This window comes from Peptoclostridium sp. AF21-18, from assembly GCF_003478825.1.
GTDB lineage: Bacteria > Bacillota > Clostridia > Peptostreptococcales > Peptostreptococcaceae > Peptacetobacter.
This window is the reverse complement of sequence record NZ_QUGE01000001.1, coordinates 182,142-207,005: the sequence shown is the minus strand read 5'-3', so window position 1 is coordinate 207,005 and position 24,864 is coordinate 182,142. Positions and strand designations below refer to the sequence as shown.

Sequence of the window (24,864 nt, the reverse complement as noted above, 5' to 3'; positions counted from 1 at the left end):
AGAGATGGAAAGGACTGAAAAGAAAAAATTAAAAAAGCCATTATCTATTTATATTAATAAAAATTATAGTAATAATAAAATTTCATCTAATAACTGCATACTGTTGTATAATTAAAGAGTAGAAATTATACGACAAAGGAGAAATATTATGAACGCATATAACATATTAGTAGTTGAAGATGAAAAAGAAATAGCAGAAGCAGTTGAAATATATTTATTAAATCAGGGATACAATGTTTTTAAGGCTTTCAACGGAATGGAAGGCCTTAAGGTTTTAGAAAATGAAGAAATACATTTAGCAATCGTGGATATAATGATGCCTGTAATGGACGGAATAACATTCACTATGAAAGCTAGAGAAAATCACAATTTCCCGATAATAATGCTTTCAGCAAAATCTGAAGAAGTAGATAAGATAATGGGACTAAACATAGGAGCAGACGATTACGTTACAAAACCTTTCAAACCGCTTGAACTTTTAGCTAGAGTAAATTCTCAGCTAAGAAGATACACAAAATATATGAACATTCAAAAGGCAAGTTCAATAGAAGATGAAGCTGTGAATGAAAATATATACACAATAGGAGGGCTTGAGTTAAATGACGATACAAAAGAGGTTTCTGTTGACGGAAATCCAGTAAGGCTGACTCCAATAGAATTTAAGATTTTAGGATTACTTATAAAAAATCCTGGCAGAGTATTTCCAGCAGAAGAAATTTACGAAAGAGTTTGGAATGAGGCTGCAATAAACACAGATACTGTAATGGTACATGTAAGAAATATAAGAGAAAAAATAGAATTGGATCCGAAAAATCCAAGATACTTAAAGGTGGTGTGGGGAGTTGGATACAAAATTGAAAAAATTTAAGGACGATAAATCAAAGAAAATAGTAGCCAATTTAGTCGTATTAGTTATTTTGTTTGCAAGTGCGTTTGGTGTTATGAGCACATACAGAAAAATGACGGATAATTTAAAAATAGAAGACCAGATTTTAAATACTGAAAATGCAGCTGGTTATTTTTTAGATCAGATATATCCAATGTACTGGAAATTGAAGAGTAGTGAGGGGAATGTAGATAAACCTTCAGATTTATTTTTAACAGAAGAAAATATTAAAAGTGCCTTTGGAAACATAGACATAGACTTAGGTACACCAGAAGAATTAACAGATGAAATGAATGACGATGGAGATGTAATACTAAAAAAAGAAGATATAATAGAGGACTTTAATGAAGCGTTTGGAAATGATATGGAGTATTCGGAAATAGCTTTAAATGCAGCCAATAAACCTATCAAGTATAATGTTTATGACAAAACAAACAAAAAGGACATTGGAAATGAAAAAAATGAATTAGATCTTATCAGAAAAATGGCATTAGGTCAGTTAAATGAAGAAGGTAGTGCTAAAACAGAAGAAATATTGGATAAATATTTATTCTACATGGTTTTAGATTTTGATAAAGACGGAAACTACAGCTTCAAAACTTTACACGGAATAGATATAAATAAATGCGAAAGTGCTATGTTAGGAACAACTTCAGACTGGAAGGTAAGAAGTCAAAATTTACACAATAATAGCGGTGGAGGTCCTTTAAGTTATAAATTACCTCCTATAAAAGACGCGATTTTTACAATAGGGCTAACAAAAAGAGATGCATTCACTATATTATCTAATCCATATAATTCAAGCAGATATAATTACAATGGAATTTATTATCTTCTTTCAGGGGATAAGATGCATACATTAAATCAGATAGCAATGGTAGCTATTATAATAATGTGCGTATATGCTTTATTAGGATTTGTTTTACCTAATAGCATAAGAAATGATGTATTTGCAATGAGCAGTGTGATAAAAGTTCCGATAGAAGTGATAGTGATACTTGTATTTTTAATATCTTCGGCGTTTGCAACTGTGATAAATCCAATACAGGTTATAGATGTTAGTACATCAGATTCATTGGCAAATATACTTATGCAAATGGTTCCTATATCAGCAACTACAGCTTCATGGGGAGTAGTGATAGGAAATTTAGGATATTGGATGATATTATTTGCACTATGCTTAATGGGTGGTATATATTTAAGAGATATGATTGCTAAGGGCGATAGAAAAGTAATATTCAATTCTTGCATAACAGTTAGAGTTGTGAAATGGATGATTTCAAAGGTTAAAAAGTTCTTTAGTTGGATGAATAATCTAGATTTAAAAGATGGATATGAAAAATTCATATTAGCAGCATTAGGAGTAAACTTCCTAGCAATAACAATATGCTCTTCAATTTGGGGATTTGGTATAATCACAGGAGCAATATATTCAGTGATACTTTACGGATTAATTAAGAAAAAATTTGGCAAAGTATTAGAAGACTACAACAAGCTAGAAACAATAACTGAAGATATAGCAAATGGCGATTTTGGATCAGTTCCAGAAGAGGATTTAGGAGTATTCAATCCTATAAAAGAAAACCTAGAAAATATCGAAAAAGGATTTAGTGCAGCGGTTAGTGAAGAAGTTAAGAGCCAGAAGATGAAAACAGAGCTTATAACTAATGTTTCACACGATTTAAAAACTCCACTTACTTCAATAATCACTTATGTAGACCTTCTTAAAAAAGAGGGAATAACAGAAGAAGAAAGACAGAAATATCTTGATACTATAGATAAAAAATCAAATAGATTAAAATTTCTTATTGAAGACTTATTTGAAGTAAGTAAGGCTACAAGTGGAAATGTTACAATGAACCCTATGAAGGTGGATGTTGTATCTTTAATAAAACAGACTTTAGTAGAGCTTGAGGATAAATTGAATGCAGCTCACTTAGAGGTTAAGGGGAATTTCCCAGAAGAAAAGGTGATACTAGAATTAGATAGTATGAGAACTTTCCGCATATTCTCAAATCTAATATCTAATATATCAAAATACTCAATGCCATACACTAGAGTATACATAAATGTTAAGAGAGATGCAGAAAATACAGAGATAGAGTTTAAGAATATTTCAGCAGAGGAATTAAACTGCGATGTTGAAAATCTAACAGAAAGATTTGTTAGAGGGGATAAATCGAGAAATACTGAGGGAAGTGGACTTGGGCTTGCAATAGCTAAGAGCTTCACAGAGCTTCAGGACGGTAAGATGAAGGTAAGCTCAGATGGAGATTTATTTAAGGTAGTGCTTACTTTTAAGAATGAGAGAAATTTAAAGAAAGAAGATAAGAAGCAGGAAAGTAAGGAAGTATAGTTTTTTAGAAAAGTAGGATGACGATTATCGAATAAGTGATGAGTTTTGAGAGATAATTTGTTCATCCTACTTTTTATTATATAATTAAAAATTTTGTATATGATATAATTAAAATAATAAGCAAGATAGAGTACTAAGAGGTGAATATTATGAAAGTAATAGATTTAACTTATACAATAAAAGAAGAGATGACAGTTTTTCCAGGTACAGAAATGCCAAAGTTAATTAACACAAGTAATTATGAAAAAGATGGTTTTAGGGAAACTTCTATTAGTATATATTCTCATGTAGGGACTCACATGGATCCACCTGCACATATATATCCAGACAGAACTACTTTAGATGAGTTTCCTGCAAGTCAATTTGTGGGAAAAGGACTTGTGATAAATTGTAGAGATTTAAATGAAGGTGAGGATATTACACTAGATTGTATTTTAAAATATGGTAAAAAAGCTGAGGAAGTTGATTTCTTATTATTTAATACTGGCTGGGATAAATATTGGGGAACTGATAAATATTTTGGCGATTATCCTTGTGTAAATGACAATGTTTTAGATTATGTGGTTAATGGAAATTATAAAGGAATTGGATTTGATACTATAGGGATAGATCCTGTTTTAGATGAAAATCTTTCTAGACATAAGAAGTTGTTTAAAGATAAGGATATTGTAAATATTGAGAATCTAAAAAATCTTGAGCTCTGTGGAGAGGAGATTTTTAAATTTAGTTGTTGTCCTTTAAAAATAGAAAATAGTGATGGTGCTCCAGTTAGAGCAATTGCTTGGTTTGAATAGAGATATTTTTAGTTTGAATTATGTACAGTAAATCATGAATTATGAGCAGTAAAAAAGAGCTTTATCTTGTATGGGGAGATAAAAGCTCTTTTTTTATGATTATTAAATTGGTGAGCAAAATTATATTATGCTAAGAAACATTCTATAGGTTCAAAACCTTCTTCGTCTATAGCATCCATTAAAACTTCATCAGCAACTGATTCTTCAACATAAACAGTTGCAGTTTTGTCTTCTAAGCTAACTTCTAACACATCAACACCATCTATAGCAGAAAGTGCTTCAGTTATTCTATTTACACAATGCTGGCATCCCATGCCATCTATTTTTATTATCTTTTTCATAATATTTCCTCCAGAAATTTTGATATCTTATATACCTAGTGGGGGTATATTCTCTATAGTTTGATTATATTATTGTTAGAATATAATGTCAATATGGTATTGCTTTTATTTTTTATTTGTGATAATTTAATAATAGACAACTGAATTAGTTAAGATGTCTTCAGGGCAGGGTGAGATTCCCGACCGGCGGTATAGTCCGCGAGCGTTTTTTAAACGCAGGAATTGGCAGAAGTTCAATTCAGGATTTGGTGAAATTCCAAAACCGACAGTATAGTCTGGATGAGAGAAGATGTGTTAATAATAATCTATTTAATTGAGCTAGATTTTTTATGATGTGAATTTTTAAATCCTATTTATTTAGGATATATTTTACATACTAATAATCAAGATATATTTTTTTAATAGAGAGTTACAACACCTGAAAGGCACTTAGTCTATCAGGTGTTTTTTATTTTAAATTTTAGGAGTGATGAAAGATGATGGAAAGCAAGACAAAAACAATGACAAGGGTGGCAATGCTAAGTGCACTGGCATTTGCAGCGGTATTATTTATAAGAATACCAATGGTATTATTCTTAGAATATGATCCAAAGAACGTAATTATAACAATAGGTGGATTTATTTGGGGACCATTCATGTCGTTGATGGTGGCAGTAGTAACAGCGTTTATAGAATTTTTAACTATAAGTGAAGACGGTATAATAGGGCTTGTAATGAATATAATTTCAATATGTGCGTTTTCTTGTACTGCAGCTTTTATATACAAAAAAGATAGAACTTTAAGAGGTTCTATAATAGGTTTAGTAAGCGGTACAATACTTCTTACAGTTGTTATGATGTTATGGAACTACTTAGTAACACCAATATATATGGGAATTCCAAGAGCAGAAGTTGTAAAACTTTTAGTTCCAGCGATAATGCCATTTAACCTAATAAAAGGTGGAATAGACTCAGCGATAATTTTATTAATATATAAACCAATAGTTTCTGCACTTAGAAGAACTGTTCTAAAATCAGAATCTAAAGATGCACCAAAAATGATAGTACATCCAGGTGTAATGGCTGTAGCGGTATTAGTAATAGTAACATGTGTAATGCTAGTACTAGCAATGAAAGGAATAATTTAATTTGAGTATATATAATGTGGGCTGTTGCATATTTTGTAACAGTCCTTTCTTATGCGTAGCATCAAGAATAATCTCCTCTCCAGGCTTCGACGTGCGTGTGGGTAAAATGTTTTGTTGTAATTAAAACTCATGTCTGTAGATTGTCGAGTCGATTAACTCTTGACACCACGCAAAAGGACTGCTGCAAAATATTGCAACAGCCCATTTTTCATTATATTCTTTCTATTACTACTGCTGTCCCAGATACTGTTACCATTAGCATTCCATTGTCAGCACCTAGTACTTCATAGTCTGTGTCAACTCCAACAACTGCGTTTGCACCTTTTGCAGCTGCTCTACCTTCTAATTCTTCAAGAGCTTTTTCTCTGGCATTTTTTAATTCGTCTTCATAAGAATTTGATCTTCCACCGAATATATTAGATAATCCAGCTGCAAAGTCTTTGAAGAAGTTAACCCCTGAAACAACTTCTCCGTAAGTTATTCCTTTATACTCAACTATTTTGTATCCTTCTATTGATGGTGTTGTAGTTATTATCATAATCTTGACCCCCTTTTGTAGGTAAAATTTATTTTGATTTTTAACCAATTTATATGAATTTTGGTTTATTTATATATTCTATGGAAAAAAGAAAATTCCTTTGGAAATTTAGATAAAATTTAAATTTATTTTCTTGACATAAAAAAAGATTGCTTGTATGATAAAAATATAGAAAATTTTAAATTGTAAATTCTAAGACTGGAGAGAGTAGTCGAGTTGAGTTTGATACAGAGAGTTGCAAGTAGCTGAGATTGTAGCATAAATAGATTCGGTGAATGGGTCCACGAGGAGATAGGTGAATTATAGTAGCCGAACCGTCACTGCACGTTACGCAGAAGAGAGATACACGATAAGTGTATAATTTAGGTGGTACCGCGGTAATATCGTCCTAGTGTTTTTTAACACGAGGGCGTTTTTTTTATTGGAAAAATTAATTTTAGGAGGATATTATGAACAAGATAGGAATAATAGGTGCAATGGAAGAAGAAGTAGCATTACTTCTTGAAAAAATAGAATTAGAAGAAAAAGTAGATAAAGCAGGACTTGAGTTCTACGTTGGAAAATTAAGAGGAAAAGACGTAATAGTTGTTAAATGTGGAGTTGGGAAAGTAAATTCTGCTATGTGTACTCAGATATTAATAAGCGAATTCGGTGCAGAAGCTCTTGTTAATATAGGTGTTGCAGGTGCATTAAATGACGAATTAGACGTAAATGATATAGTAATTTCAACAGATGCAATAGAATACGATATGGATGCATCAGCATTTGGTGATCCAAAAGGTACTATACCAAGAATGGATTGCTCAGAATTTAAAGCTGACGAAAGATTAATAAATGCAGCATTTGAAGCAGCTGTTAAAGAAAATAAAGGGCATAATGTTATGAAAGGTAGAATAGCTACTGGAGATTTATTCGTTGCAGATATGGAAACTAAAAACGAATTAGTAAACGACTTCGGTGGATTCTGCTGTGAAATGGAAGGAGCTGCAATGGCTCATGTTTGCTACTTAAACAAAACTCCATACGTTATAATAAGAGCTATGTCTGATAAAGCTGACGGAAGTGCAGATGTTACTTTTGAAGAATTCTCTAAAAAAGCTGCTATTACTTCAGCAAATATAGTTATGGATATGCTTGAAACAATATAATTTTAAAATTTGAAAATATATAAGTCTAAAATAGAAAGAGGGATTACAATGAGCGAAAAAAAGGTAATATTTAGTGGTGCTCAGCCATCAGGAAAAATGACATTAGGTAACTACCTAGGTGCGATAAAAAACTGGACAAAACTTCAGGACGAATACGAATGTTTATTTAGTGTTGTAGATTTACACGCTATAACAGTTCCTCAGGAGCCAAAAGTTCTTAGAGAAAATGCTAAAAAATTATTAGCTCAGTATATAGCTTGTGGACTAGATCCAGAAAAAAATATTATATTTATACAGTCACATGTTAAAGAACATCTTGAATTAATGTGGGTATTAAATACAATGACATACATGGGTGAGTTAAACAGAATGACTCAGTTCAAGGATAAAGCGCGGAAATCTGAAGCTAACTTAAATGCAGGTCTATTTACATATCCTGTTTTAATGGCAGCTGATATACTTCTTTACCAGACAGATTTAGTACCTGTTGGTGATGACCAGAAACAGCACCTTGAATTAGCTAGAGATTTAGCAAATAGATTTAACAATAGATATTCAGATACATTCAAAATACCAGAAGGATATTATCCAAAAGAAGCAGCAAGAGTAATGAGCTTACAGGATCCTACTAAAAAAATGAGTAAATCTGATGAAAATGTAAATGGATTTATACTTCTTGAAGATGATCCAGATACAATAAGAAGAAAAATTAAAAAATGCGTGACTGACTCTGAAGGTGTGGTAAGATATTCACCAGAACAGCCAGGTATAAAAAATCTTCTTGATATATACTCAGCTTTATCAGGAAAATCAATAGATGAGATAGTAAAAATGTACGAAGGTAAAGGATACGGAGAATTTAAAGCAGATACTGCTGAAGTTATAATAAGCGTATTAGAGCCTATGAGACAGAAATATCTAGCACTTTTAGAGGATAAAGAATATCTTGAAAAAATATACTGTGAAGGAGCTAAAAAAGCAGAAGCAAAAGCTAGAAAAACTCTTAGAAAAGTATACAAAAAAGTTGGTTTCTTAGAAAGAAAATATTAATAATTTGACGAATTTAATATTTTAATAGTAAAAAGAGGACTTGTTTTCGATTAAAATTTTTAACCGAATCAAGTCCTTATTTTTGTACATAGTTTTTTGTAAAAATAAATTTGCGTAAAAAAAAATGAGCCATCGAAGCTCATCAAAAGGGTAAGGTTATTACTACTTTTGGGGAAAGTAGAATCAAAGATTAACAATTTATATTATATTTAGGTTAATCTGTTATTTTCAATCTATAAATAAATTATACAATTTAATTATAAAAGTGTCAAGAAATTATCAAGAAAATGTTATAAAAAAATCAATGTCAAATGTAAAAAACAAATAATAAAGTAATATGCTATTGTGATATAATAGAATATGTATAACTATGTATGAAAGTATAATAAATAAAAATAGGGGTGGTTTTTTGATATATGAGGTAATAATTGCCATTTTGATAGGTATTGACCAGGCGATAAAGTACGGTGTTTTAAATGTACTTAAAGAAAAAAGAAGTATACCTGTTATAGATGGTGTGTTTCATCTAACTTATGTAGAAAATAGAGGAGCAGCATTTGGAATGCTTCAGAATAACCAGATTATATTTGTGATAATAGCTGGACTTGCTACAGTAATCGGACTTTATTGGCTACATAAGAATAAGGAAAAAATAAACATAATTGGGAAAGCGTCTATTATAATGATTGTTTCTGGGGCAATAGGTAATTTAATAGACAGACTTAGACTGGGATTTGTTGTGGATTATTTTGATTTTAGAATAATTTGGCAGTATGTTTTTAATTTTGCCGATATTCTTGTTGTATGTGGAACAATATTGTTGTGCTTCTATATATGGAAGTATTCGGATTTGAAGGAGTAAATTAGAAACTGTGTTTAATAGGAGGTAAGATGTTAGATAATATAAATGAAGAAAAATTATCTGATGTTAGTTGCGAGGAGATTAGAGAATTTTTAGTCGAAGAAGACGAGGAAGGGGATAGACTAGATGTTTATCTTGCGGACCAATTCGTCGATATGTCTAGGAGCTATATTCAGAAGATAATAAAAGATAAAAAGGTAACTGTAAACGGAAAAATTGAAAAAGCTAAGTATCTTGTAAAAGAGGAAGATAAGATTGTGATAGAAATTCCAAAACCCAAGGTGTTGGAGGTTGTACCACAGGATATACCAATAGAAATTGTATATGAGGATGATGATATTATAATAGTAAATAAACCTCAGGGGATGGTAGTTCATCCTGCGCCTGGAAACTACGAGGGGACTTTGGTTAACGCTATTTTATATCATTGTAAAGGAAATCTTTCTTCTATAAACGGTGTTATAAGACCTGGGATAGTACATAGAATTGATAAGGACACTTCTGGGATACTTATGATTGCAAAAAACAACAATGCACATAATTGTCTTGCTGAGCAGCTAAAGGATCACTCTATAACAAGAGAGTATGAATTTATCTGTTATGGTGTATTTAAAGAAGATAATGTTACAGTTGATAGGCCAATAGGAAGAAATCCTAAGGATAGATTAAAGATGGCTATCGTTCCAAATGGGAAAAGAGCTGTGACTCATTTTGAAGTGATTGAAAGATTTAATGGATATACGCACGTCAGAGCTAGACTTGAAACAGGAAGAACTCATCAGATAAGAGTACATGCTATGTCTATTAATCATCCACTTGTAGGGGATCCAGTGTACGGACCTAAAAATTCAAAGATAAAATTAAATGGTCAGGCACTTCATGCTAAAAAATTAGGATTTATACATCCTACGACAAAGGAATACATAGAGTTTGATTCAGAGCTACCGGATTATTTCCAGAAGCTGTTGGAAAAATTAAGAAAATAATACAAATATAAGGTATTAATATTTAAGTGAAATTATTTGATTAAATATTTTCGGAATGGAGAGTTTGATATGATAGAAAAGGCTCAGTTAATGGATGAAAAAGCTATGGCGAGGGCTATAACTAGAATAAGTCATGAAATAATAGAAAAAAATAAGGGGATAGAAGACCTTGTTCTTGTTGGGGTAAAGACTAGAGGAATTCCTCTAGCTAAGAGAGTGCAGCTAAAAATAGAAGAAATAGAAGGTAAATTGCTACCAGTTGGCGATATAGATATAAGTAGATACAGAGATGATATAAGTGAAAGAAGAGTAGAAGGTAACTTAAGCGACGACAATACTTCTTTTGACATAGACAAAAAAACTGTTGTACTTATAGATGATGTTCTTTATACAGGAAGAACTGTAAGAGCAGCGTTAGACTATATAATAGACAATGGTAGACCTAAAGCAATACAGCTTGCTGTACTTGTTGACAGAGGACACAGAGAACTACCAATAAGAGCTGATTACGTAGGAAAAAACGTACCGACATCAAAAAATGAATTTATATCTGTAAAACTATCAGAAATTGATGGAGAAGACTCAGTAACAATCAATGAATAAAAATTTGGAGCTGTTGCAATAATTTGCAACAGCTATTTTTTTGCCTAATCTACTATAAAAAATCTCTTTCTTGATAAAAGTGTGGCTAAATCAAAATTTGCCACCATTTGTTACTATGCGAAGCATATGAGATATAGACAAACTTTTCTCCAGCTTCGACGCGTGAGCGAAAAATAGGTTTGGTGCTTCTAAAATACGCGTCTCCAGATTGTCGAAAAAGTTTTGTCTATATAACTCATATGCTACATAATATCAATAGACTTGTAAATTTTGATTTATACCACTCTTTATAAGTAAGTGATTTTATAGAAGACTGAGCAATAAAAATACCTTGTTGTAAAATTATTGCTAACAGCTTTCTAAGCGAGGGAAATGAGAGAAATGTTGTAAATTTGTAAGTAAGTTACTTAGATATATATTAATTCATTGTTTCGTATTATTTATAAAAGATGAGAAGAATATAAATACTTATTTCCGCATTTTTAGGGAGTTAATAATGTGAAAGAGTGAAGAAATATGTCAGAGCCAGCGACAATCTGCAGACGTGGGTTTTAATTACAACGAAACACTTTCCTTACACGCACGTCGAAGCCTGGAGCGGAAATGACATATTTCTTCACTCTTTTCCATATATTAAGCAATAAAAAAAGGTCTACCTTTTGGTAGACCTTTGATCTCACGAACAAAATTTTAATTAAGCTCTTTCAACTTTTCCAGAACGTAGGCATCTTGTACAAACTTTAACTCTTTTTGGAGTTCCGTTCTCTACAACTCTAACAGTTCTTAAGTTTGCAGACCAAGTTCTTTTGTTGTGTTTATTTGAGTGTGATACTGTGTTTCCTGAATGTTTACCTTTACCACATACGCTACATACTCTTGACATTACCGTGCACCTCCTTAAAAAATAAATAACTATTTAAAGACTAAAAACATATTTATAATATCATAAACAACAAAGTTTTGCAAGAAAAAAATATATTTCTTTTGAAGATATTGAAGAATATCTATTTATCATATAAAATTATATATATAAATGCTGATAATGTAAACAAAAAGTTTTCTAATTTGTAAAAATAAAAAAGTTTATTTGATAAAAAGACTTGATATTATTGTTAAAGTTAGATTATTATATGCTATATAGGTTTAAATTATAACCAGATTATAGTATCATATTGTTTATATCGACTAGAAAATAGATACTTTATGTATTTATTGCCGAGGATAAAATTAAATTGGCAAAAAACTTTTAAGAGGGGGTTCAGAACCATGACCGCAAAAATAACAAATGAATACGGATGTATAGAAATAGATAAGCATGTAATAGCACAGGTTGCATATAGAGCAGCTATGGAAAGTTATGGGCTAGTTGGACTTGCATCAAGAACTAAAGGAATAGTTGAACTTTTAAAGGGTGAAAATGCGACAAAAGGTGTAAAAGTAGAAGAAACTGAAGATAATACTGTCGAAATAGAACTTTTCGTAATAATGCAGTATGGAATCAATATATCTACAGTTGCTAACAATATAATAGATAAGATAAAATACACAGTCGAAAAATTAATCGGAGTTAAAGTAACTAAAATAGATATAAATGTACAGGGTATAAGAGTAAAATAGGAGGAAAAAAATGACCGAATATATAAAAGCCAAAGCATTCAGAGAAATGTTTGTTTCGGGTGCTAATAATCTTCAGAATAGTAAAGATTTAGTAGATAAATTAAATGTATTCCCAGTTCCAGATGGAGATACTGGTACAAATATGTCACTTACTATATCTTATGCAATGAAGGAATTAGAAAAAGTAGGAGAAGACGATATAACTAAAATAGCAAAGGCGTTATCTAAAGGATCTTTAATGGGTGCTAGAGGTAACTCTGGGGTTATATTATCACAGATAATCAGAGGTATAGGAAAATCTGTTGAAGGTAAGGATAAACTTTCAACTGTAGATTTAGCAAAAGCTTTAAAAGGTGGTTCAGATACTGCTTACAAAGCTGTTATAAAACCAGTAGAAGGTACTATACTAACAGTTATAAGAGAAACTGCTGAATATGCGGTTAAATTAGCTAAGAGAGAAAATAATATTGAAAAATTCTTAGGAAAAGTAGTTAGAGAAGCTAATGTATCATTAGAAAATACTCCTAACCTACTTAAAAACCTTAAAGACGCTGGAGTTGTAGACTCAGGTGGTAAAGGGTTAACACTTATATTAGAAGGGTTCTATCTTGCAATAGTTGGAAAAGCAGTAGTTCCAGCAACAGCAGAAAAAACAGAACTTAAAAATGTATCTCTATCATCAGCAGATACTACATCTACTGAAGATATAAAATTCGGATACTGTACTGAATTTATATTAGAATCAGATAAAATAGATGATGCTGGAATAAGAGATATAATGCTAGGATATGGAGATAGTTTAGCAGTAGTTGGAGATGAAGGTGTTATAAAAGTACACGTTCATACTAACGAACCAGGTAACGTACTTCAGGAAGCATTAAAATACGGACAGTTACTAACAATAAAAATAGAAAATATGAGAATGCAGCATGAAAATATACTTGAAGGTGTTGCAGAAAATGCTGAATACGAAGAACCAGTAGAAGAAAAAGAATTTGCATTCATATCTACTTCTATGGGTGATGGATTAGCTAGCATATTTAAAGATTTTGGTGTTGATCATGTAATCGAAGGTGGACAGACTATGAACCCAAGTACTGAAGATTTCATGAAAGCAATAGATAAAATACATGCTAAAAATATATTCATATTACCAAACAATAGCAATATAATAATGGCAGCTAATCAGGCTAAAGAACTTAGCGATAAAAATATAATAGTAATACCTACTAAAAATATTCCACAGGCTGTAAGTGCACTTGTTGGATTTAATCCAGAAGCTACAGCTGAAGAAAATGAAGCTAACATGGTAGAAGCATTAAGCTATGTAAAATCAGGACAGGTTACTTTTGCAGTTAGAGATACTGTAATGAATGGAATAGAAATAAGAGAAGGTAATATAATCGGTATTGCTGAAAAAGAAATGATTGCAGCTGGTGACGAAGTTGATGAAGTAGCAAAGAAACTAGTAGAAAAATTAGTTGATGAAGATTCAGCTATAATAACATTATTCTACGGTGAAGATGTTACAGAAGAACAGGCTGAAGAGTTAAGAGGAGAATTAGAAGAAAAATTCGAGGACATAGATGTAGAACTTTACTACGGTGGACAGCCTCTTTACTACTACCTAATATCAGTTGAATAAAAATAAGTAAATCAATCCTGTATGACTGAGATATATGTTGTACAGGATTTTTTTGATTTATTTTTGCTCTAAGAAGAATAAAAATTTAGGCAGGTGATAAATTTGTTCGGAGTAATAAATGAGAGCATACAGTATGTTAAGGGAATAGGTCCTAAAAAAGCAGAAAAATTGAATAAACTTGGAATTTATACGATAAAGGATCTACTTTATTATTTTCCAAGACAGTTTGAAGATAGAAGCATAATCAAAAAAATTGCTCAGCTTGAAGATGAAGAAAAAGTGACTGTAAAGGCACTTATAACAAATATAGAGAGCTATACACCCAAAAAGGGAATGACTATAACTAGAATAGATGTAAAAGACGATACAGGATTTGCAAAGCTTACTTTTTTCAATAAGGAGTATATAAAAAATACTTTTAGAGTAGGAGATAGTATACTAGCATTTGGAAAGGTAAAGAAAAATGGAAGATTTGTAGAGCTTAATTCGTGTGAACTAGAATATCTATCCGCATCACCTAAAAATATAGGAAAGTTAGTGCCAGTTTATCCACTTAGCTATGGTGTTACAAATAAAGATATTATGAATACGGTTAGGATGGTATTTGAGAATAAGGATATAAAAATACCAGAGTATATGCCAGAATATCTTTTAAAGAAATATAGATTGTGTGGAATAGAATATGCAATTAAAAATATTCATTTTCCAAAAGATAAAGAGTCTTTAAAAATTGCTCTATACAGATTAATTTTTGAAGAATTATTGGTGCTACAGCTTGGACTGTTTATGTACAAGGGTGGAAGTAGCGATGAAAAAGGTATATTGTTCAAAAGAAATCAGAGATTAGATGAGGTGCTTAAGTCATTGCCATTTAGCCTTACAAGAGCTCAGAATAAAGCTTTAAATGAAATAATTGACGATATGTGCTCAGAAAAAGTTATGAATAGACTTGTACAGGGAGATGTCGGAAGTGGTAAGACAGTTGTCGCACTTCTTGCACTTGCTGAGTGTGTGTTTAATGGATATCAAGGTGCACTTATGGCTCCAACTGAGATACTTGCACAACAGCATTATGAGTCGTTTACAGAAACGTTTGAAGATATTGGAATAAATGTAGAGCTATTAACAGGAAGTGTTACAAAAAAACAAAAGGAAGGTATATTACAGAGGGCTAAAGATGGAGAGATAGATATTCTTATAGGGACTCATGCACTTATTGAAGATAATGTAGAGTTTAAGAATATTGGACTTGTTATAACCGATGAGCAGCATCGTTTTGGGGTTAGACAGAGAGGAAAATTATCTTCTAAAGGTGAAAGTCCAGATATACTTGTTATGACAGCAACTCCAATTCCGAGAACTCTTGCGCTAATACTTTATGGAGATTTGGATATTTCTATAATAGACGAGCTTCCACCAGGAAGACAGCCTATAGAAACAATAGCTGTAGAAAAGAAAAAAAGAGATAAGGTGTACAACTCACTTGTCAGAAGAGAGGTAGACAAGGGACGACAGGTTTATATAGTCTGTCCACTTGTGGAGGAAAGTGAAACTTTAGATATAACTTCTGCTACAGAAACTGCTGAAGAAATAAAAAGAGATTTCTTCCCGGATTTAAGAGTTGGGCTACTTCATGGAAAGATGAAACCATCTGAAAAAGATGCTATTATGACAGCATTTAAAAACCACGAATTAGATATCCTTGTGTCAACGACGGTTATAGAGGTTGGGGTAAATGTGCCAAACTCAACTCTTATGATTATAGAAAACGCAGAGAGATTTGGACTTGCGCAGTTACATCAGCTTAGAGGACGTGTTGGTAGAGGAAAACATCAATCTTATTGTGTTTTAATCTATGGATCAAATAGTGAAGTTTGTAGAAAAAGAATGAGCATAATGGAAGAAACTAACGATGGATTTAAAATTTCTGAGAAAGACTTAGAGATAAGAGGTCCTGGAGAATTTTTTGGAACTATGCAGCACGGTGTTCCAGAACTTAAAGTTGCAAATTTATTTAAGCATATGAAAATACTAAAGACTGTGCAGCAAGAGGCTAGAATTATAATTGGAGAAGATTCTACTTTAGATTTTAAAGAATATAGAGGATTGAAAAGAGAAATAGAATCTAAATTTAAAGATAAAATAGAAAAAGATATAACTATGAATTAATTTATATCAATACAATAGTAGTTACTATATGATATAATAATAGATATGATAATTTGAATTGAAAGGAGAAAAACGTGAGAGTTATTTCTGGAAAAGCTAGGGGATTGAAACTTAATCCACCTAAAGATCAGAGTGTAAGACCTACAACTGATAGAGTAAAAGAATCACTTTTTAATATAATAAATTCATACGTGATGGATGCAAATGTTTTAGACCTTTTTGCAGGATCGGGTTCGCTTGGGATAGAGTGTCTATCTAGAGGGGCTGAACATTGCGTATTTTCAGATTTGAGTAAGGAAAGTATAAAGATAATTCAGTCTAATATAAAAAAAGCTAGAGTTGAGCGGGAAAGTACAGTAATAAATAAGGATTATAAAAATGTTATATCGGATATGGGTATTAAAAAACAAGAATTTGATATAATTATGCTAGATCCGCCATATTATGAAGGACTTTTTGTAGACTGTATAGAAAGAATAGATAAGAACCAGATACTTTCTGAGGATGGAGTGATTGTGGTAGAGCATGACAAAAAAGATGAGCTACCAGACGAGATAGGAAATATAGTCAAGGTAAAGGAAAAAAAATATGGAATAACAGTACTTAGTTTTTATAAGCTAAGTGTGGAGGATAGCGATGAATAAATGCAATGTGAAAAAAGCTATTTTTGCTGGTAGTTTTGACCCTATTACAAATGGTCATTTAGATATTATAAGAAGGGCATCAAAACTTTTTGGAGAGCTTCAAGTAGGGATATTAATAAATCCTAATAAAAAGGCATTATTTACTTTAGAAGAGAGAATAAAATTAATAGAGGACTGTACATCTGACTTAGACAATGTAAAAGTAATCTCGTTTGATGGGTTACTTGTAAAATATTGCGAGCAGAATGGAATAGATGCATTAGTCAGAGGAATAAGAAGTGCTGCAGATGTAGACTACGAATTACAGATGGCTCATATGAATAGAGAACTAGATTCATCTATAGAAACTATTTTCCTTCCAAGCAATACTAAATTTTCTTTCATAAGCTCTTCACTTATAAAAGAGGTACTATCTTTTGGAGCAGATATACAGAATTTGGTTCCAGAGCAGGTACTAAAAGAATTAAAAATTAAGATGAATAAAAAGGAGATATAGTATGCATATAGAAGATTCACACATAATAGACCTTATAAAAGAATTAGAGTTTCTTATTCAGGAGGCTTCTTCAGTACCGTTTAATTCTCACAAGTGTAGTATAGAAAGACAGGATGCACTAGATATAATAAGCGATATAAAAAGAGCTCTTCCAAGAGAATTAGAACAGGCCAAGAGTGTAGCCGAAGAAAGTAAAGATATAATGAACAGAGCAATAGCTGAAGCTCAGGAAATGTTAGACGATGCTGAAAAGAAAGCAGTAGAAATAATAGAGGAAGCTAAGGCTGAGGCTGAAGAAATAAGACTAGATACAGAAGATGCTGTAAACGATTATATAAATAGCAGCAAACCTGTTTTAGAAGCAGAAGAAAAAGCACAGAAAATAATCAGCAATGCAAAAGCTGTTTCTGAAGAAATAAAAGTTGGTACTGCTGAGTATGCTGACGAACTTTTATCTGAAGTTGAAGAGCATATAGTCACTATTTTAGACGAAATTAGAAAAAATCGCGAAGAATTTAAGTAAAAATCAAAAAAATATTTGCCATTAACCTAATTTTTTTATATACTAGTTAAGGATTGTTTATTAATAGATATAAAATTTTGCGATAAATTTGTTAAAACCAATTAATTTATATAAAGAAAGGTGATACCAATATGGAGAGAAAAGTAGGAACAATTTCTAGAGGAGTAAGAGCTCCAATCATAAGAGAAGGAGACGATCTAGCAACAATAGTAGTAGAATCTGTATTAGATGCAGCTAAAAGCGAAAATTATGAAATGAGAGATAAAGACGTTGTAGCTGTTACAGAAGCAATAGTAGCTAGAGCACAGGGTAACTATGCAAAAATAGATGATATAGCTGAAGATGTAAAAGCTCAGTTAGGTGGAGAAACAATAGGTGTTATATTCCCTATATTAAGTAGAAATAGATTCGCTATATGCTTAAAAGGTATAGCTAGAGGAGCTAAAAAAGTAGTTCTTATGCTAAGCTACCCATCTGATGAAGTTGGAAATCATTTAGTTGATATAGAACTTCTTGATGAAAAAGGTGTTAACCCATACTCAGATGTACTTACTCTTGAAAAATATAGAGAATTATTTGGAGAAAATAAACACACATTCACAGGTGTTGACTATGTAGATTACTATGCTTCATTAATAAGAGAAGCAGGAGCTGAAGTAGAAGTTATATTCGCTAATAACCCAAAAGTTATATTAAACTACACTAAAAATGTTTTAACTTGTGATATACACACAAGAAAAAGAACTAAGAGAATATTAAAAGAAGCAGGAGCTGAAGTTGTAATAGGTCTTGATGACATATTAACTAAATCAGTAAACGGAAGTGGATTCAATGAAAACTACGGATTACTAGGAACAAACAAATCAACTGAAGAAACTGTAAAATTATTCCCAAGAGATTGTAAAGATTTCGTTGAAGAAGTTCAGAAACAGTTCAAAGAAATAACTGGTAAAAACGTAGAAGTTATGGTATACGGAGATGGAGCTTTCAAAGACCCAGTAGGAAAAATATGGGAACTTGCTGACCCAGTAGTTTCTCCAGCTTATACTTCAGGATTAGAAGGAACTCCAAACGAAGTTAAACTAAAATACTTAGCAGACAATGATTTCGCTGATTTAAAAGGTGATGAATTAAAAGACGCTATATCTGAATACATAAAAAATAAAGATAACGATCTAGTAGGAGAAATGGTATCTCAGGGTACTACTCCAAGAAGATTAACTGACCTTATAGGTTCATTATGTGACCTTACTTCAGGAAGTGGAGATAAAGGTACTCCAATAGTACATATACAGGGATACTTCGATAACTTCACAAACTAATCAAATAATTAGATTACACAGAGGCTGTTGCAAATTTGCATTAGCCTCTTTTTTGTTAATAAATATGGATAGTTTATGAAAAATTTGCCTATAAGCAATATAAACAAAGTTTTTATGTTATAATATTTAAATAGAATTTATAAAAAGATTTGTTGGAGGTTAAGAAAATGAAAAAGAAGCTATTAGCACTTTTACTTGCTTCTACAATTGTATTTTCATCGGTTTTAATGACTGGATGTAAAAAAACTGATGAAGAAGAAGCAAAAGACCCTAATATACAGGTTGAGGTAGATATTGCAAAACCTAATATAGAAGAATTTAAAAGTATAGAAATTCCGCAGTTAGGTAGAAATATAAACAGAGATGAGTTTAAGGTTGTAAATATATCAGTTTACACTAATTACAGTGATAAATATTCTGATATGAAGATGACTATACCAACATTCAAAGGAAAATGTGGTACTGTAGATTCTATAGAAAGATATGTTTCAGGAAATGCTACATCTAGTGAAAATGATATAGACAGAGTGTATAAATATGATGAGGACTTTATACTATATACTAAAGGTCTTGATAATGCTGGTATAAAAAAATTATTAAATCAGCATAAACTTGTGTTTGAGTATAAAAATGGGGACGAAAAAGAAAAACAGACTATTTCTTTAGGTAACGAGGCTAATTTTATAAAAAAATAATATAAAAATATAATAAAGAAGAGGGAGAATTGGTATGAAGCAGATTTTAAAGGAATTTAAAGAATTCATCAGCCGTGGAAATGTAATGGATATGGCAGTAGGGATTATTATAGGTGGTGCATTTACAGGAATTGTTTCTTCTTTTGTAAATGATATTATAAACCCTATACTTGGTATTTTTGGAGGAATGAACTTTAGTGATTTAAAATGGAATATAGTTGGAGATGTTACTCTAAACTATGGAAGCTTCATAACAGCGGTTATCAATTTCTTGATAATGGCTGCAGTACTATTTGCAATAATCAAGCTAATGAATGGTTTTTCTGCTAGGTTAGCTATTAAGAAAAAAGAGGAAGAAGAACAGGCAGCACCAACTACAAAAGTGTGCCCATTCTGTAAAACTGAAATAGCAATAGATGCGACAAGATGTCCACATTGCACATCAAATTTATAAGTAAAAGAGCAAGAGTATAACTGCTCTTGGCTCCAGGCTTCAGCGCCCCACACTGTTAGAGTAACACATTTAGCGGATGTGGGGCGCTTGCAGTATTGTCGCATACGAGCAGTTATATCTCTTGCCCTTAGTTTGTAAATTTGATGATACGGTAAAAAATATATTGTAATAAAGTTTATCTTATGTATATCGGTTTTATAAAGTAGTCCATGGATCCTTTTAGTAGGGGTCTATTTTTTTTGTAGTAAATTGTGTTGTATATGTCAGTGCATTTTATGTCGTTTTCTATCAGGAATTTGAAGTTTTTGTCGTCCATGAAGTGTTCTACTTCTGAGAATTTGTTTATTATTTTTATTTCAGAGGATTTTTTTATTTCTCTTATGATTTCTCTACCTTTTGAGTTAAATGCTAATATTCTTACATAAGGTATAGTGTCTATTTTTTTTGCAAATTCCATGTCTTCTTTTGTAACACCCAACAGTATATTGTTTAAGCATCTTTTTATTCTAGTCATTGTGTATCTTTTAGATTTGACTAAGTTTAGTAACTCATTGTAATCTTTCGCAACAAGTGCAGCTTTAAATATTTTATTTTCTATTCCCTCAGATATATCAAAATACGATTCTAAATTCTTTTTATCCCTTATTATAGTTGATATAAGTGTTTCAAAGAAGTACTCTGGATACATCGGTAAAAATCCCTTTTCTATATTTGACGTAATCATATTTAAAGTAGATTCCGGAATAGAATTAGTTATATCTGTAGAAGTTTGTATTGATTTAATTAATTCGTCGAAATCTGATGAATTATTTTCTTTAGATGATATTATTTCATACAGTTTTTTTCTTACTGCAGTTGCGGAATTTATGTTTCCAGATATTTCTTCTGAATTGTATTCAGAATGAATTCTTCCTATTGTAAAAGGCTTTATCTCGCTTTTTAATGAGATTAATTGTTTTATGTATTCAATTCCTAAAATATTGTTTGAAGAGCTTAAAATATCGTTTAATCTTTCTTCAGATAAATCAATATTATTAAAATTATCTCCAAATGAAAAATCTGGAGAATTTATATAATCAAATAACGCCTTGTTTCTAGCAGTAGGAAATAACATTCCTTCACTTAGGTATGAAGATAGTTTTTCTTTAAACTCCTGAGGCTCTAGGCAAAGTATAGAGGCTATTAGATATAGAGCATTGATATTTCCCTCCTCACTTCCGAAACAAATTGAATTTACACAGCCGAGAGAATTTAAAAGAGCAACAGATCCTTTGGCAAAAAGTTCTGCACTTTGAGATGAGTAAATTGATGGTAGTTCTACAACCAAATCTACACCAGATTCAACAGCAGCCTTTGCTCTTGAAAATTTATCAAATAAAGCAGGTTCACCTCTTTGTATAAAATTTCCACTCATAACTGCGATTGATGCATCGGCGTTTGTTTTTTCTAAAGACTTTTGTAAATGATATATATGACCGTTGTGAAACGGATTGTATTCGACTATTAAGCCAGTTATATTCATATAAAATTAAACTCCTTTTTTAAAAAATTTCTTCTAATAAAGAAAGTATAACTCAAGTGAATGAAATAAAAAAGGAAAAAGACTTTAAATTTACGCAAAAAAATGATATATTAGTAATGTTAATTCGGTTTTTATATAAGTAAAAGTTGCAGTATTGAGGGAAATAGTGCAGCAAAAAAATGACAACAAATTTCTGGAGGTATAAATAATGAAAGTATTAGTTTTAAACTGCGGTAGTTCATCATTAAAATATCAGTTAATAGATATGGAAAATGAATCAGTTTTATGTAAAGGTTTAGTAGAAAGAATAGGAATAGAAGGTTCTGTTCTTAAACACGAAAAAGAAGGTTTAGCAGACAAATATGTTGTTGAACAGCCAATGAAAGACCACAAAGACGCTATACAGCTTGTATTAAACGCTGTTGCTGACGAAAAAGTTGGAGCAGTTAAAGATATGAAAGAAATAGATGCAGTAGGTCACAGAGTTGTTCACGGTGGAGAAAAATTCGCATCTTCAGCATTAATAACACCAGAAGTAGAAGAAGCTTTAAAAGAATGTATAGACTTAGCTCCTCTACACAACCCAGCAAACTTAATGGGAATAGATGCTTGTAGAGCAATATTACCAGATGTACCAATGGTAGGTGTATTCGATACAGCTTTCCATCAGACAATGCCTAAATCATCATTCTTATATGGACTTCCATACGAATTATACACTAAATACGGAGTAAGAAGATACGGATTCCACGGTACTTCTCACAACTACGTATCTAAAAAAGCAGCAGAAATGCTAGGAAAAGACATAAAAGACCTTAAAATAGTAACTTGCCACTTAGGAAACGGTGCTTCTATAGCAGCTGTAGATGGTGGAAAATGTGTAGATACTTCTATGGGATTCACTCCACTTGAAGGTTTAATAATGGGAACTAGATGTGGTGACATAGACCCAGCTATACTACCATTCTTAATGAGAAAAGAAGGATTAGACGCAGATGGTCTTGATAAATTAATGAACAAAGAATCTGGTGTATACGGAATGACTGGTATATCTTCAGACTTCAGAGATATAGAATCAGCAGCTAAAGAAGGAAATGAATTAGCTCAGGCTACTTTAGATGCTTATGTTAAAAAAGTTCAGAAATACATAGGTGCTTATGCAGCAGAAATGAACGGATTAGATGCAGTTGTATTCACAGCTGGTGTTGGTGAAAACGGAATAGGAATAAGAGCTGAAATAGCTTCTAACATGGAATTCTTAGGAATGAAATTAGACGCAGAAGCTAACAACGTTAGAGGAAAAGAAACTGTAATATCTACAGAAGACTCTAAAGTTAAAATGTTATTAATACCAACTAACGAAGAATTAATGATAGCTAGAGATACTTTAGCATTAGTAAAATAATAAAATTAGTTGAATTAGACTACAAAAGATACAAAATTTAAACAAAATTTTACCTATCAAGTAAAAATACTTGACAAACAAATTTATGATTTGTATAATAATTAGGTAAATGCAAAGAGGTGAGCTTTATGATAATTAATGTCGACAAACTACGCGGAAAAGAAATTGATAAAATTAACTTGAATTTTTGCGAAGAAATTGATACTATTAGTTACTGTGATGAAAAATATAAATTAGCTTCACCTATTGAAGTTACGGGTAAAGTAACTCGTAATGGTAAAGAGCTGTATATAAATTCAGACGTCAAGATGACAGTTGTGGACAGATGTTCTAGATGTCTTGAAGAAGTTGAGATTCCTTTAGATTTCAATATACAGGGCTTTATAGTGCAGGAGAACAATTATACTGAGGATGAATATGAAGAATTCGATGCATTTATTGTAAAAGACTACGAAAATGTAGACCTTTTAGAAATAATAACTCAGAATTTAGAATTTAATATGCCTCATAAAGTTCTTTGTGGTGAAGATTGTAAGGGTCTTTGCCCAGGATGTGGAGCAAACCTTAATAAAGAGGATTGCAGATGCAGCGAAAAGATAAATGACGAGGATAATATTGATCCACGTTTTGCTAAATTAAAAGAATTACTGAAAAATGAATAAAGAGGAGGTGTCCTAAATGGCAGTACCAAAGAGAAAAACTTCTAAATCAAAAAGAGATATGAGAAGAGCAGCTAACTCAAAAATGGTTGCACCAGGTTTCGTAGAATGCCCACAGTGTCATGAACCAAAATTACCACACAGAGTTTGCCCTGATTGTGGATATTACAAAGGTAAAGAAATCGTAGAAAAATAATAAGTTTACAAATAGAAAAAAGCATGTAGAGTAATCTACATGTTTTTTTTATGCATTTTGTTCATTTTTTTGTACTTGGTCTTAATTTGTGGTAATGTATAATTAGGATAATTTTTGTTCAAAATGCTGAGAATATTTTTTTTCTAGGGGTAAATAGAAAAAAAGTGAAAAATTAAGTGTTGAAAAAAATGATCATATAATATATACTACTATTAGTAGCTGGTCATAAAAACTAGCTATAAAAATTGGAGGTAACATGAAAAAGAGAAGTAAAGTTCAGAGACAGAAGGAACTTGTTGATATGTTAAAGACAGATCCGTTCTACACAGATGAAGAACTTGCTGAAGTATTCAGTGTCAGTGTACAGACTATAAGGCTAGACCGTATGAGTCTGAATATTCCAGAACTCAGAGAAAGAGTTAAAAATATAGCTGAATCACAGAGCACAAAGGTAAGAACCCTAGGCATGAAAGAAATAACTGGAGAGATAATAGATATCTCTGTAGGTGAGCTTGGGATTTCTATGCTAGAAGTGAATGAGGATATGATTTACTCTAAGACTGGAACTCTAAAAGATGCGTATATATTCTCGCTTGCGGAATCGCTAGCGATGGCGATAATAGATACGCCTAAAGTAATAATGAGAGTTGCAAATATAAAATGCATAAAATTTGTTGAGAAAGGTGATAGACTAATAGCAAAGGCTGAAATTTATAGAAATGTCGACAAAAAGCACTATGTTAAAGTTGTCATCAATAATAAAAAACAGGAACAAATTTTTAGAGGTAAATTTATATTTGAAGAAATGGAATAGGAGGAACTTAAT

26 protein-coding genes, 1 riboswitch and 1 other annotated feature are annotated in these 24,864 nt (G+C 31.6%); of the genes, 22 read left to right on the top strand and 4 right to left on the bottom strand.

Going from position 1 to position 24,864, the window contains the following annotated elements; all coding sequences use genetic code 11:
- Window positions 1-148 precede the first annotated feature (148 nt).
- From DWX74_RS00975 to DWX74_RS00965, 3 genes are all read left to right on the top strand, one after another.
- Window positions 149-868 (top strand): response regulator transcription factor, encoded by a 720-nt coding sequence (locus DWX74_RS00975; RefSeq protein ID WP_118548269.1) that lies wholly within the window; start codon window positions 149-151, stop codon window positions 866-868.
- Window positions 855-3,242: a histidine kinase dimerization/phospho-acceptor domain-containing protein gene (locus DWX74_RS00970; protein ID WP_147382051.1), complete on the top strand. Its 2,388-nt coding sequence runs from the start codon at window positions 855-857 to the stop codon at window positions 3,240-3,242. Before DWX74_RS00975 ends, DWX74_RS00970 begins: the two co-directional genes overlap by 14 nt.
- A gap of 149 nt (window positions 3,243-3,391) precedes the next feature.
- The gene (locus DWX74_RS00965) at window positions 3,392-4,036 is read left to right on the top strand and encodes a cyclase family protein (protein ID WP_118548265.1); all 645 of its coding nucleotides are present in this window, start codon (window positions 3,392-3,394) and stop codon (window positions 4,034-4,036) included.
- Between the two features lie 125 nt (window positions 4,037-4,161).
- Here DWX74_RS00965 and DWX74_RS00960 read toward each other — a convergent pair whose 3' ends face one another.
- A complete protein-coding gene (locus tag DWX74_RS00960) occupies window positions 4,162-4,377 on the bottom strand; it encodes a heavy-metal-associated domain-containing protein (protein WP_118548263.1) in 216 nt (71 codons plus the stop codon).
- Window positions 4,378-4,529: 152 nt separating this feature from the next.
- Window positions 4,530-4,672: riboswitch (FMN riboswitch) on the top strand.
- Between the two features lie 181 nt (window positions 4,673-4,853).
- Here DWX74_RS00960 and DWX74_RS00955 point away from each other — a divergent pair.
- Complete coding sequence (locus tag DWX74_RS00955) at window positions 4,854-5,504, top strand: ECF transporter S component (protein ID WP_118548261.1); 651 nt, start codon at window positions 4,854-4,856, stop codon at window positions 5,502-5,504.
- A 211-nt stretch (window positions 5,505-5,715) separates the two neighbouring features.
- On the opposite strand, the gene DWX74_RS00950 is transcribed toward DWX74_RS00955, so the two are convergent.
- Window positions 5,716-6,042 (bottom strand): putative heavy metal-binding protein, encoded by a 327-nt coding sequence (locus tag DWX74_RS00950; protein ID WP_118548259.1) that lies wholly within the window; start codon window positions 6,040-6,042, stop codon window positions 5,716-5,718.
- Window positions 6,043-6,227: 185 nt separating this feature from the next.
- Window positions 6,228-6,436 (top strand) — a binding site (T-box leader).
- A gap of 55 nt (window positions 6,437-6,491) precedes the next feature.
- On the opposite strand from DWX74_RS00950, the gene DWX74_RS00945 reads away from it, so the two are divergent.
- The 5 genes from DWX74_RS00945 to pyrR all read left to right on the top strand — a co-directional run bounded on the left by DWX74_RS00945 (window position 6,492) and on the right by pyrR (window position 10,691).
- A complete protein-coding gene (locus DWX74_RS00945; protein ID WP_118548257.1) occupies window positions 6,492-7,190 on the top strand; it encodes a 5'-methylthioadenosine/adenosylhomocysteine nucleosidase in 699 nt (232 codons plus the stop codon).
- 48 nt (window positions 7,191-7,238) lie between these two features.
- The gene (gene trpS, locus DWX74_RS00940) at window positions 7,239-8,240 is read left to right on the top strand and encodes a tryptophan--tRNA ligase (protein ID WP_118548255.1); all 1,002 of its coding nucleotides are present in this window, start codon (window positions 7,239-7,241) and stop codon (window positions 8,238-8,240) included.
- 409 nt (window positions 8,241-8,649) lie between these two features.
- The gene (lspA, locus tag DWX74_RS00935) at window positions 8,650-9,102 is read left to right on the top strand and encodes a signal peptidase II (RefSeq protein ID WP_118548253.1); all 453 of its coding nucleotides are present in this window, start codon (window positions 8,650-8,652) and stop codon (window positions 9,100-9,102) included.
- Window positions 9,103-9,131: 29 nt separating this feature from the next.
- Window positions 9,132-10,088: an RluA family pseudouridine synthase gene (locus tag DWX74_RS00930; protein ID WP_118548251.1), complete on the top strand. Its 957-nt coding sequence runs from the start codon at window positions 9,132-9,134 to the stop codon at window positions 10,086-10,088.
- Window positions 10,089-10,157: 69 nt separating this feature from the next.
- Window positions 10,158-10,691, top strand: coding sequence for a bifunctional pyr operon transcriptional regulator/uracil phosphoribosyltransferase PyrR (gene pyrR, locus DWX74_RS00925; RefSeq protein WP_118548249.1), 534 nt, complete (start codon window positions 10,158-10,160; stop codon window positions 10,689-10,691).
- A gap of 694 nt (window positions 10,692-11,385) precedes the next feature.
- Here the strand turns inward: pyrR and rpmB are convergent.
- On the bottom strand, window positions 11,386-11,574 hold the full coding sequence (gene rpmB / locus DWX74_RS00920) for a 50S ribosomal protein L28 (protein ID WP_006440038.1): 189 nt from the start codon (window positions 11,572-11,574) through the stop codon (window positions 11,386-11,388).
- A gap of 383 nt (window positions 11,575-11,957) precedes the next feature.
- Here rpmB and DWX74_RS00915 point away from each other — a divergent pair, with 383 nt between their 5' ends.
- The 9 genes from DWX74_RS00915 (at window position 11,958) to mscL (ending at window position 20,256) form a co-directional block, all read left to right on the top strand.
- A complete protein-coding gene (locus DWX74_RS00915) occupies window positions 11,958-12,308 on the top strand; it encodes an Asp23/Gls24 family envelope stress response protein (protein ID WP_118548247.1) in 351 nt (116 codons plus the stop codon).
- Between the two features lie 10 nt (window positions 12,309-12,318).
- The gene (locus DWX74_RS00910; RefSeq protein ID WP_118548245.1) at window positions 12,319-13,953 is read left to right on the top strand and encodes a DAK2 domain-containing protein; all 1,635 of its coding nucleotides are present in this window, start codon (window positions 12,319-12,321) and stop codon (window positions 13,951-13,953) included.
- A gap of 102 nt (window positions 13,954-14,055) precedes the next feature.
- Complete coding sequence (gene recG / locus DWX74_RS00905) at window positions 14,056-16,122, top strand: ATP-dependent DNA helicase RecG (RefSeq protein WP_330415583.1); 2,067 nt, start codon at window positions 14,056-14,058, stop codon at window positions 16,120-16,122.
- 74 nt (window positions 16,123-16,196) lie between these two features.
- A complete protein-coding gene (rsmD, locus tag DWX74_RS00900; protein WP_006440042.1) occupies window positions 16,197-16,766 on the top strand; it encodes a 16S rRNA (guanine(966)-N(2))-methyltransferase RsmD in 570 nt (189 codons plus the stop codon).
- Window positions 16,759-17,262 (top strand): pantetheine-phosphate adenylyltransferase, encoded by a 504-nt coding sequence (gene coaD, locus DWX74_RS00895; RefSeq protein ID WP_118548241.1) that lies wholly within the window; start codon window positions 16,759-16,761, stop codon window positions 17,260-17,262. The genes rsmD and coaD overlap by 8 nt, the downstream gene beginning before the upstream one ends.
- A gap of 1 nt (window position 17,263) precedes the next feature.
- Window positions 17,264-17,785 (top strand): hypothetical protein, encoded by a 522-nt coding sequence (locus DWX74_RS00890; RefSeq protein ID WP_118548239.1) that lies wholly within the window; start codon window positions 17,264-17,266, stop codon window positions 17,783-17,785.
- Window positions 17,786-17,916: 131 nt separating this feature from the next.
- Window positions 17,917-19,107, top strand: a complete 1,191-nt coding sequence (locus DWX74_RS00885) for a coenzyme F420-0:L-glutamate ligase (RefSeq protein ID WP_118548237.1) — start codon at window positions 17,917-17,919, stop codon at window positions 19,105-19,107.
- Between the two features lie 167 nt (window positions 19,108-19,274).
- Complete coding sequence (locus DWX74_RS00880) at window positions 19,275-19,802, top strand: hypothetical protein (RefSeq protein WP_118548235.1); 528 nt, start codon at window positions 19,275-19,277, stop codon at window positions 19,800-19,802.
- A 34-nt stretch (window positions 19,803-19,836) separates the two neighbouring features.
- The gene (gene mscL, locus DWX74_RS00875; RefSeq protein WP_118548233.1) at window positions 19,837-20,256 is read left to right on the top strand and encodes a large conductance mechanosensitive channel protein MscL; all 420 of its coding nucleotides are present in this window, start codon (window positions 19,837-19,839) and stop codon (window positions 20,254-20,256) included.
- 175 nt (window positions 20,257-20,431) lie between these two features.
- Here the strand turns inward: mscL and DWX74_RS00870 are convergent, their stop codons facing one another.
- Window positions 20,432-21,778, bottom strand: coding sequence for a nucleotidyltransferase (locus DWX74_RS00870; protein WP_118548231.1), 1,347 nt, complete (start codon window positions 21,776-21,778; stop codon window positions 20,432-20,434).
- Between the two features lie 208 nt (window positions 21,779-21,986).
- Here DWX74_RS00870 and DWX74_RS00865 point away from each other — a divergent pair, with 208 nt between their 5' ends.
- The 4 genes from DWX74_RS00865 to fapR all read left to right on the top strand — a co-directional run bounded on the left by DWX74_RS00865 (window position 21,987) and on the right by fapR (window position 24,852).
- Window positions 21,987-23,183 (top strand): acetate/propionate family kinase, encoded by a 1,197-nt coding sequence (locus DWX74_RS00865; RefSeq protein WP_118548229.1) that lies wholly within the window; start codon window positions 21,987-21,989, stop codon window positions 23,181-23,183.
- A 128-nt stretch (window positions 23,184-23,311) separates the two neighbouring features.
- Complete coding sequence (locus tag DWX74_RS00860; RefSeq protein ID WP_118548227.1) at window positions 23,312-23,845, top strand: YceD family protein; 534 nt, start codon at window positions 23,312-23,314, stop codon at window positions 23,843-23,845.
- A 16-nt stretch (window positions 23,846-23,861) separates the two neighbouring features.
- Complete coding sequence (gene rpmF, locus DWX74_RS00855) at window positions 23,862-24,038, top strand: 50S ribosomal protein L32 (RefSeq protein WP_006440051.1); 177 nt, start codon at window positions 23,862-23,864, stop codon at window positions 24,036-24,038.
- A 256-nt stretch (window positions 24,039-24,294) separates the two neighbouring features.
- Window positions 24,295-24,852: a transcription factor FapR gene (fapR, locus tag DWX74_RS00850; RefSeq protein WP_006440052.1), complete on the top strand. Its 558-nt coding sequence runs from the start codon at window positions 24,295-24,297 to the stop codon at window positions 24,850-24,852.
- Window positions 24,853-24,864 lie beyond the last annotated feature (12 nt).